Source organism: Desulfobacula sp. (assembly GCF_030611305.1).
Lineage (GTDB): Bacteria > Desulfobacterota > Desulfobacteria > Desulfobacterales > Desulfobacteraceae > Desulfobacula.
The window spans coordinates 1-10,829 of record NZ_JAUWQB010000101.1; the positions used below are offsets into that span (position 1 = coordinate 1).

A 10,829-nucleotide genomic window follows, 5' to 3' on the forward strand; every position below is an offset into this window, starting at 1 on the left:
TGGGAAGTACTGTCATATCCTCACAGAGTTGACCAAGGCACAGCGGGATATTCTCAAAGCCTTGGACATCCAACTCCCTGGCATGGCATAGGTATAATTTTTTCGGGAAATTAGGTTACCAAGGAGGTTAATGCCCTTAACGCAATCGTATCTTCTATATTTAATCTTCAAGCCACTGTTCAAAATAATTTGTTCGAATTTTTTGACCGTTATTTTATTAAGCCCACCCTTAACTTCCTCATATTTTGTAGATCCATCATTCCTAAAATGTGCCCTAACGTTCAAAATAGTTTTTTCACTGAATAGGATATTGACCCATGGGATCTTAGTAAAAAATTGCATATGACTACCATATGGAGCAAACCATGGTGGACCAAAGGTAACTAGAATTGTTCCATCTAATTTTAGTAATGATTTCATATTGTTTAAGGCTTTAGCAGGATCATTAAAATGTTCCATACTATTCTGAGAAATTACTATATCGAACTTACCTTTGATGGAGTCTTGTAATTTATTGGTGAATTTCACTTTTTGCATAATACCAAGCCTTTGAGCTAAATCTCTTGCTTTACTCAAGCCTTCATTATTAATATCTATTCCAAGAACGTATTTTGCTCTTCCTTTTGCCATGGCAATTGATTGGTAGCCTATTCCACAACCAAAATCGACAATCGCTTTATCGACAATGATATCCTTAAAATTAGGAAAAACTTTACATAATAGAGAAAAAGCGTTGTCAATATCCCAACCTTGTTGCCCTTGTTGGTAATCATTGTTTTCAGGCTTCCTTGAAAGGGCAAGAAGAATCTTTTCTGAAAATTTCATAAAATCACCTTATCTTTCTATGTCCGCTTCCCTTTTTTTAAATTTTATAACAATCTATATCCCATCGCCCGAAATCTGCGCACATCCTTCCTGGTGGGAAATGAAAAATAGGAGCCCTCTTCGGACCTGTTCTCCTGGTACTGGATTCTCCCGCCACGCATCATTTCTATTGCTTCGAGCATATAATGCGCACCCAATTGTTTGGTTCGCATGATAAGCGCATCCAAAGATTCTCCAGGATTTACAGGGACTTCTTTTTGAAGAATAATCTCCCCTTCATCAATCTTCGGGTTGATCTTGTGAACTGTAATGCCCACGGTTTTTTCGCCGTGGTAAAGCTGCCAGAAGTTAGGCATCATTCCCCGGTAACGAGGCAGAGGAGCGTGATGGATGTTGATGCAGCCAAGCCGCGGAAGATCGATCAATTCCTTTCTGAAGATGGTGGGCGCCGCAACGGAAATTATAAGATCGAGATCCTTTCGCCGCAGTTTATCAAGAAACGCAGGCTGGTGAAGGGCATTTTGATGAAGAATCTCAATGTTGTTTACCCCACATAGCTGTCTGAGATCAAACCAATCCGGTTTTTGATAAGATTTAGCAATTTCACTTAAAATCTTTACCTGAGTGTAGCGCATACCCATCCTGAAAAAATCCACCAGACCGTAAAGGGCGTACATCTGTTTTACCAGTTCTCTCTTTGACTTTTTACCCATGGTACGCTGGATTACCACCGCTTTAATTTCATCGAGGTTCGGATAGATACTGAAAAACTCCGCAAAGAAGTTCCGGATATAGAAGGGATCGTCCTGAGTAATAAAGAGGATATTAAAGCTCATTATCTTGCTGTCTCCCAGATCACGGATTTTTTACCCACAATGGTATGAAAAAATGCCACCATGGAAGCAGAGTTGACCACGCAATAGTATAGTGGTAAAGCAAATATCTTCAGTTTCTTTCCCCTTCTGTCAAACAGGTAGCCCAAAGCGGCCCCCAGATAAAATATCACCTGGATAATAAGGCATATATTATAGAATGCCTGACCAATTAAAAAGAAGTTGCTCACCAGCAGCAGCGGCAGTACAAAGGGGACCATCCATCGCAACGCCTTATGGGAAAAGAGTTGGAAGGCAATAAATCTGTAGTTAAACGGGTTAAAAAGACGGCGCATATACCAGAGCCCGTACATCCCGCGAGAAATAACCCGCACCCGCATGCTGAATTCTTCTTGTGTAGTTTCGGTGGTCTCCTCATAGGCCACAGCTTCTGGTTCAAAAGAGATACGGTAACCCTTTTCAAGGATTTTCAAAGGCTCAACCAGATCACTGATTATGTCCGGGGGCAGTGGTTCGTACAAATCACGACGCGCCGAATAGATGCAGCCGCAGCAACCGGTAATGGTCTGAATTCTGGTTTGTAATCCCTTGATCAGATTCTCGTATTTCCAGAAAAGGATGGTGCCCAGACCTATTGCTGCGCCGGTAGGATTCACATATTCGTACCTTCCGCTTACAGCTCCCACACGCGGATCGGCATAATTTCTGACAATCTTTTTGATGGCGTCCTTTTTGTAGTTTGTGGTTGCATCGGAAAAGATGATGATATCACCCGTTGCCATTGCGACTGTGCGGTTCTGAGTCTCGGTCTTGCCGAGGCGGCCTTCAACCCTGTTGAGGATCACCCCTCGTTTCTGAAATTGTCTAACAACTTCATCGGTTTCATCGGTTGAGGCATCCGAGGCAACGATTATTTCCAGTTTATCCCGGGGATAGTCCAGATCAAGGGTGTTTTCCAGTTTGGCAGCTATGGACCGCTCCTCATTGTATGCTGTAATCAGGAAGGTCACCTGTGGATATATCGCCTCCTTTTTGACCGGCCGGTGAAGAAAAAGCGACAGTATCAGGATGACCAGGGAGTATCCCACATACGTGTAGAAAATGATAAAAATCAGCAACCAGAATATCAATTCATTCATAAGACAGCTTCACTTTTCAATACAGATGTCTAAGCGGCTCATCCGGCGGAGCGATCAACCTCCTGAGTATGCTCAAAATCATCCACATAGTGAACATTAAAACTTGCCACAATACCCATAAACAGCCAATAGATGGCCATTAAATTGTAATAGAGGGATTGATCGCCACCCACACTTCCCACAAGATGCATGATAATACTCATAAAGAAGCCCAATCCGATCCCCTGGCCGAGCTTATTTTTAGAATGCCTGAATAACTTGTAGGATTGCCGCAAAAGCACAATGATAAATATAACAAAAATCGTCATGCCCACCAAACCTTGTTCAGCCAGAGTCTTGTAATATAAAGAGTGGGTTATCATGCCTTCACGGTGGCGAAAAGTGTCAAAACCGATTCCTAACAAAGGTTCCCGCTTAAAATAGTTCCTTGCCTTTTCCCAGAGTTCTTTACGGCCTACGGTGTCAACCGAGATGCCGCCGACATTAACCATGCTTGATTGAACTTTCTTTTCGGAAACTTCCGTTTTATTCAAAAAGGTCATGTCGATCCGCTCAACTACCGAATTGGGCAGGATAAAACTGTAGAAAAAAATTAGACCAAACAGCAAGATTAAAAGGCGGCGATCTTTTAAAAGGCCGAGGCTTAAGAATCCTACAGCTGTACACATATAAGCGGAACGTGAATAAGAATACATAATTGGATAAAAATTGCAGGCGCAAACAAACAATACCAGATATCTAAGTTTCTTATCTTCAATAAAATACGAAATACCAAGTAGTAAAAATGTATACATGGAATAGAAAATTCCCAGTTCATTTGGACCAAGAAAACTGAAAGAGCCGGATATCCTGATAGAATCTGAATAATGGTCCGCCCTTATCCATCGGAATGTGCTATAGAAATTGAAATCCATGGCCAGCATGGTAAAACAGACGCAGATTAATATCCACTTGACGAATTTTTCCGTATTTATGTTGTTCAGTGCGATAAAGTAAAGCAACGGCAAGATCATATAGTTTTTCCAGGCCATAAGCCGGGTTAGATTTATATCGGACGGAAGCGCCATAAAGGTATAACCCCTAATGAGGTTGATTATGCTCCCAAGCACCATGAGCATGACGACCACGTTGACAGGGGAGCTTTTAAAAATACTTCTATTCTCTCTTCCTGCCTTGAGAACCCACCCGATAACCAGCGATATCAATAGGAAATCGGCAAGATTGTGTCCCTGAGGGAATTCACAAATTTTTTTCATTGCAGCGATAATTGGGACTAATGTAATAAAAAACAAAATGCCGATTTCTACCCTGAACAAGGCTATCAACATAATCGGGAAAGACATCAAATATGCTATAAGGGGGGCGACAAATGTCAGCATAAACAGATTCCATTTTTGGGACACAGATGAACACCCCAGTGAAATATGCTTCGCATTGCACGGGGCAAGCAGATTATAAGGATATTAAACATAATGCGTTTTCTGCGTGTATCTCGAAATCTGTGTCCTAACTAATTTTCTTAAAAAACATATACCTGGCAAGTTCACATGCGAAGACATACATAGGCGGCGGTGGAAGAATCCTTCTTAAAAAATAGGGATCTGATTTGCCATCAACCAGGCCGGGCTCGGTGGAAACCACGGTTTTCAGGCCTGTTTCCTTACAGTACTTTTTCAATTTCTCACTGAAATCTTCTTTCTTTCCATTGGGAATCGCAAAATGTCTGACCTTTTTACCAATCCGTGCCTCAATTTCCTTCTTTGATTCACAAATCTCCCGTTTTGCCTCGGAAATCTCCATTTTGCTTAGAGTTGGATGGCTGATTGTATGAGCGCCAAAGGATATGCTATTATTGCTCATCTCAGTCACTTCGTCCCAGTTCAGCATTTTCCTTTCAGCATTTTCCTTTATTATTTCATCTACTCCCAGCATTTTTGATAATTTCTGCATTTTTATGATTTTTTGTTTGTGCTTAAGACGCAACATTATATTGAAAAGCTTTGTAACAGCAACCCTTTTTTGGTGACGAGTGGATATATTCAGTACTTCATCACCAAGAAGTTCAGGAAAGATGAGCGTTGAGGACTTCGTCGTTGACAAGATATCCATCAATTCATCCACCCACGGGGCATTATTTGTGCCGATAAAGCCTGTAGACAGGTAGATCATGGCGGCTGGTAGGCCAAACTCTTTTAGAATCGGATATGCCAGGGTGTAGTTACTCAAAAAACCATCATCAAAGGTAATGGCAACAGAAGGAGAAGTAAAATCATTCTCATTGGCCAAGCTTCCTTCCAATTCATCCATAGAGATTACACTGTACCATTTTTTTATGTGGCGCATCTGCTTCTTGAACTCGCTAATAACCAAATGAGGAAGTTGATAACCATCAAGTAAATCCTGGGAAAAACGGTGGTAAAACAAAATAGAGGCACAATGCCGCTTTTTGAACTTCTTTAGAATGAAAATCAACAAGTGCAATACGCCAGAATAATAGACGGCAAAAAATAAAGCTCTTTTCAGAATTTGCTTAAAACTTCTTTTCCAACAAAGTCCCATTTATCTCCTTATCTATTGGAACACTCTATCTCGTCATTTAAAAGAAAACCGATCAAGATGCATTCGTAAAAAGTCCCTCTGGCCTGTCATTTCGAGTGAAACGAGAAATCTTTATTCTGCAACCTATTGAAAAAATAAGATTTCTCCCGTTGGTCGAAATGACACATTAACGAAATCCGACTTTTTACGAGTTCATCAATCAACAAAATTTTATATTTACTCACTTACGAAATAGTAGCCCTGGTTTTAGCAAGTTGACCTAATGCAGCGCCTCTTACTTCCTTATCGAAAACCAGAATTAATATTCCATAAATAACAGCCCCTGCCGGGATTTTTATGACAAGGTTACCCAAAGAAGACCCAACATCTACGAGGCTGATTGCCAAATACATGGCAGTAGCCGCTGTCAGATATAATAAACTACGAGGATAATCGGTCCGAAAGCTGAATTCCTTAAAGGCATAGTAGGTAATTACAATCGTATAAAAAATGTAGGAGATTAATGTTGCCTGAGCCGCACCAATAATCCCAAGACGTGGTATTAACATCATATTCAGCCCAACGTTTAGAGCGCAGGCGCCCATCATTATTATGGTTACTAAATAGGTTTTCTTTCGGATAAACAGCCCAGAGTTTAGTATGATTGAAGAAGCGTATATTGCTTGTCCAATGACTACATAAGGAATAATAGTATATGCTTCCATATATTTGCTTGAAGCCAGAAAGGCGAGCAAATCCTTTCTTATCGCTATAAAGCCAAAAACCACCGGAAATATTATTAAAAGAAAAAATCTAAATAATTTCGTAAAAAATTCTTTTGTTTCCTTTTCTCCCTTATTAACCAGTATCTTCATATAAATAGGTCCCATTGCGTAATTTATTGGATAGATAATCACTTCGGTCGCATAGGTTGATAGATTGTATCCGGCAGTATATAAACCGAGAGATATTGAACCTGAATATAACTGAATCAAATACCTATCGGCATAACTGAGAACAAGATGGCCCAACTCCGCCCAAACCAGCGGGAAACCATATTTGATTGAATCCTTAAAAATAGTTGGGGAAAAATTTGCAGAACTTATTTTTATTTTTTTACGAAAAAAATATATTAGAAAGAAAAGTAACACTATTCCTGATATGACTTGTCCTACATAAAATCCATATAAACCTTTTATAAAAAAGAATATTAAAAAGATGCCCAGTGAAAGCGATCCGTAGCGGCGTATTATCTGTATTAAATTATAAAGCCTTGTTCTCTGTTCCGCCCTTAAGAAACTGGTGAGGATGTCAATTGTACAAGCAGTAAATATCAGGATGGAGACAAGATATAGAAGGCTAACAATATTACTATCCAAGAACTTGCTAAAAAACAATTTCATTGCGAGATAAAAGAATGCAGCAACAGTTGCAGATACTGCCACCGAACCTAAAAACAAAGTTGAGTAAAAATTGGTGAGTTGATTTTTAGATTTGAATTCCGCATAGAATCTTACAATAGAACTTGGAAAGCCAAATTTTGTTATGGCGATTGCAATAAAAAGTGTGGTAGATATGAGACCTAATGTCCCATAATCACTCACAGAGAATACTCTGGTAAGAATGGGAAAAGATATGAAACCGGCGGCCATTATAATAATCCGGCCGGCAAAATAATGGGATGACTGGTTAAATAATGTCTTAATTTCGGACAAGATTACCTCTCCATACTTTGGTATGCTTTTTCAAATTCTTCTTCAATTGCCTGAAGATGCTTAAGAGATAAATCCTGGTGAATAGGTAGTCCAAGAATATTTCTTTTTAAAAAAACTGCTTCGGGGAAATTGTTCCATGGGACATCAGGATGGAAATCTCCCCACCAGTCATGACCAGCAATACCTCGTTTCTTTAAGGCTTTATAAAAATAATCCCTTTTTTCAATAATAATGGGGAAAAACAGAGGGCACACGCCATCGGGAAGTTCCTTAAATGGCAAAGTTACTCTCTTATCATTTTGAAAATAATTCAGAAAGAATCTAAAATTTCTCCGTCTTATATCTTTAATTTTTTCAAAATTTGATGACATAATAATGTTTTTTGAAAGACTTGACATCCCCCAATGACTTATCTCCTTCCTGTATTGATTTCCACTTGGATAAACTAAATATAACCCCCTCCTATTGAAAATTTTACGAAATATCCTTAACAATGATCTTAGAAAAAAGAATGATAGATAAATAGCCTCATTGAAAACCTTAATAAATATCATTTTGGCTATGGTAGATTGTTTTGTTGTTCGATGCTTTAAAAATTCAGCGCATACATAATAGGTGGAAAAGGAGCTGGGTTTTGCGATTTGATGTTCAAATGTAATATTTTCGTTATTAATAATTAGACCAGCGCCATTCGGTATAGGCAGGGTTTTTCGGAAACTGAAGACACTAATATCCCCAAAAGAGCCTATGGGTTTACCATTAAATTCGCTTAAAAAAGCATGGGCACAATCCTCTATTAGAAAAATTTGCCGTTCTTTGCAGATTCTGCTTATTGCATCAACGGGCTGTGGAAATCCAAGATAATGGGTTATCAAAACTGCTTTTGTTTTATCATCAATAATGGCTTTTAAGTCATCCAAATCAACAGTGAGGTCACTTCTTATCCGATAATATTTTATTTGTATGTCCTGATATTTTATAGGGTCAATTTCCACCCAACAATTATATGAGGGCATCAATAAATTTTGTTTAGATGTGATCCCTAAAGCCTGAACCCCTGCTGCAAGGGCATATCTAGCAGAAAAGAAAAAATGACAGCGAGTATGATTAAAAGGGAAAGTTGAAATATTCCCATAGCTTTTATTACCAATGGCCTGATTTAAAAAAAAAGTGGGTTTGCTACTTATGTACATTGATTTTTTATCTGTTTTTATTGTGGGGTCGTTAATGAGTTTTAAAAGGCTTAAACATATAACTTTTTATTTGACTTAATGTTTTGTGTTTTCGAACAATAGGTAAAAGCTCCGTTTCAAGTAAAGCCAAAAAACGACCCTTTAAGGTTTTATTAAAAATGAGTATTCGTTTCATATCCCTTTTTTGAGAAGCCCATGATTTCTTGTAAGATTCATCTCCCGGTCCAAAATCTATTTCTCTAACATTATCTGTGTCGATGATATCTTTAATCATTTTGGAAAGTAAAATGACTCCTGTACCATATTTTCTGTATTCATCATCGTATGCTGTTTTCAGAAAGAAGCATACTTCATTAAAAACAATACGAAGTTGTGACGCTATAGGAATATTGTTTAAAAAAAGAAAACCGAGACGCAACCATCCTTTTTCTGCTGCTAACTTAGCTAAGTCCCGGTGGAAAGTTGGCCCTATCCCTTCTCTTTTTTTCCAGCTTTTTGTGTAAACTTCATAATAATAATCCATGTATTTATCTATTTCATTATTATTTTTGATAACTCTAAACTCTAATTTGCCTAATTCTTCTAGTTTTTTCTTCCTTCTTCTTAGCTCCTGTCTATTATTCTTGGAACGTTGGTTGAGGTATTCATCGCCAGAAAAATTAATTCCATTTACATACCAGTTCGAATGACAAAATTGTTCAATATTATTATAGTTGCTTTCATTCGTTAGACTTATCAATATAGAAAGATTTTCATCATCCTCGGCAATAGGATTTAAATCAATTACATCCCAGCCATTGAAATTATTAAATAAGTGGTTAAAGATATATGATAAGTATATATTTTTATCTTCATTTCCTAAGTTGGCAAAAATGAAGTTTCGAATTGGAGAATAGACATTACCTATAAGTTCAATTTTCCTGGCATTAATTCCTTTAAATTTTTCCTCCCTGATTAAGAAGGGCGCTATGGTTACAACTTCATCTTCTTTATAAAGCAATAGAATTAACAACTTATTATCTTTTAAAAAATGCTCTAACCATAGGTTAAACCAGTCAAAACATAGAAAAGGCAGATACGAACCCTGTTTATTTGCCAGGTTATCCCATACAGTCCTCAATTCTGTAAATTCAGTTAGATCGGTAATTTCTCTTATGGAATATTTGTCATTTAATGGATGATTTTTGCTGTTCACTGCTCAATACGTCTCCTGCAAAATACTAACGGAACTTTCATCGTTGGCGATAATTTTTCAAATACCCCGATATCTTGTTTTTAGCCGACAATAAATATTGATTCTTTTCAATAACTGGTAAAACTTTCGTCATCAAAAATGCCAGGGATTGGCCTCTAATAGTATTATTAAATACCGTGATACCCTTTCTCTCTCTCCTGTTTGGTGTCCAGTCTTTTTTGTATGGATCGTCACCCCCCATAAAGTCAATTTCATTAACCTTATCATAATCAATTACGTATTTTGAGATTTCTGAGGATAGAATTTTCCCAGGGCTATATTTGCGGTAATTTTCATCATGTAATACATCCAGTATATAAGCATTCTTATGGCATACAATCCATTTTTGCGATGCTATTGGATCATTTTCATAAAAAAGAAAAGCAAGTCTAAGGAATCCTTTCTCAGCAGCTATCTTGGTAAATTCTCTAATAAAGACTTTGTCCTTTTCTGGGGCTTTCCAACTTTTTTTTCGCACTTCATCGTATATATCTAAATAATGGTCTAAGGAATTATCATCTAATTTCATTTGAAATCGCAAGTCCCCCATCTTCACTAATCGTCTTCGGCAATATTGAATATCCTTTTGCAATTTTCTTGGCAAATTCTCAAAATATTTGTCAAACGTATAAGTGATTCCATCCAGATACCAATTACCAGAGCAAAAGCATGTTCTATGTTTCAGAGCACTACGGTAAACAACATGCGTAAACATATCGAAGACATTGTTTTCTTCAGGAATTTTATCAAATTCTATGATATCCCAATCTTTATATACATCACAGAAGTAACAAATTATTTTTGAGATGAAGACTATTTTATCCTCATCGCTTGAGTCACCAAAGATAAAATTTCTAATAGGAGAATAAACATTCCCAATCAATTCAATTTTTATTGTCTTAAAAACACCCTTAAGCACTTCTTTTTTAATAACAAATGGAGCAATAGCTACAACACTATCTGCTTTATAAAGTAGCAATATGAATAATTTGTTATCATTCAGGAAATATTTCAAGCATAGTTCAAACCAATCGAAATTAAGCCAAGGCAAATATGATTCATAGTTTTCTGTAAGACTATTCCATGTATTTTTCAGTTCCCCAAATTCACCTAAATTTCGAACCACTCTGATCGAAAACTCTTCGTCAATCTTGTAAATTTCCGTACCCATTTTTACTAACTCACCGATAAAAGGTAATAATTAATCTTTGACAGTCTCGTAAAAAGTCTTCTCAGCTTGTCATTTCGAGTGAAACGAGAAATCTTTTAAACGTAACCTGTTGAAAAGATAAGATTTCTCCCTATGGTCGAAATGACATATTCGTTGAATTTGACTTTTTACGAAAGCATCA

Annotated in this window: 9 protein-coding genes; all 9 read right to left on the reverse strand. The window is 37.4% G+C overall.

What is annotated here, in order from left to right:
• Positions 1–12: 12 nt before the first annotated feature.
• The 9 genes from QAI40_RS15050 to QAI40_RS15090 all read right to left on the reverse strand — a co-directional run bounded on the left by QAI40_RS15050 (position 13) and on the right by QAI40_RS15090 (position 10,648).
• Complete coding sequence (locus QAI40_RS15050) at positions 13–825, reverse strand: class I SAM-dependent methyltransferase (protein WP_304511749.1); 813 nt, start codon at positions 823–825, stop codon at positions 13–15.
• A 44-nt stretch (positions 826–869) separates the two neighbouring features.
• Positions 870–1,661: a methionyl-tRNA formyltransferase gene (locus QAI40_RS15055; RefSeq protein ID WP_304511750.1), complete on the reverse strand. Its 792-nt coding sequence runs from the start codon at positions 1,659–1,661 to the stop codon at positions 870–872.
• A complete protein-coding gene (locus QAI40_RS15060) occupies positions 1,661–2,797 on the reverse strand; it encodes a glycosyltransferase family 2 protein (RefSeq protein ID WP_304511751.1) in 1,137 nt (378 codons plus the stop codon). Before QAI40_RS15060 ends, QAI40_RS15055 begins: the two co-directional genes overlap by 1 nt.
• A gap of 38 nt (positions 2,798–2,835) precedes the next feature.
• Positions 2,836–4,176, reverse strand: a complete 1,341-nt coding sequence (locus tag QAI40_RS15065; protein WP_304511752.1) for an O-antigen ligase family protein — start codon at positions 4,174–4,176, stop codon at positions 2,836–2,838.
• A 127-nt stretch (positions 4,177–4,303) separates the two neighbouring features.
• The gene (locus QAI40_RS15070; RefSeq protein WP_304511753.1) at positions 4,304–5,104 is read right to left on the reverse strand and encodes a polysaccharide deacetylase family protein; all 801 of its coding nucleotides are present in this window, start codon (positions 5,102–5,104) and stop codon (positions 4,304–4,306) included.
• Between the two features lie 476 nt (positions 5,105–5,580).
• The gene (locus tag QAI40_RS15075) at positions 5,581–7,050 is read right to left on the reverse strand and encodes a flippase (protein WP_304511754.1); all 1,470 of its coding nucleotides are present in this window, start codon (positions 7,048–7,050) and stop codon (positions 5,581–5,583) included.
• Positions 7,051–7,052: 2 nt separating this feature from the next.
• Complete coding sequence (locus QAI40_RS15080) at positions 7,053–8,243, reverse strand: aminotransferase class V-fold PLP-dependent enzyme (protein WP_304511755.1); 1,191 nt, start codon at positions 8,241–8,243, stop codon at positions 7,053–7,055.
• A gap of 31 nt (positions 8,244–8,274) precedes the next feature.
• Complete coding sequence (locus tag QAI40_RS15085; RefSeq protein ID WP_304511756.1) at positions 8,275–9,438, reverse strand: GNAT family N-acetyltransferase; 1,164 nt, start codon at positions 9,436–9,438, stop codon at positions 8,275–8,277.
• Positions 9,439–9,475: 37 nt separating this feature from the next.
• On the reverse strand, positions 9,476–10,648 hold the full coding sequence (locus tag QAI40_RS15090) for a GNAT family N-acetyltransferase (RefSeq protein ID WP_304511757.1): 1,173 nt from the start codon (positions 10,646–10,648) through the stop codon (positions 9,476–9,478).
• Between the last annotated feature and the right edge of the window lie 181 nt (positions 10,649–10,829).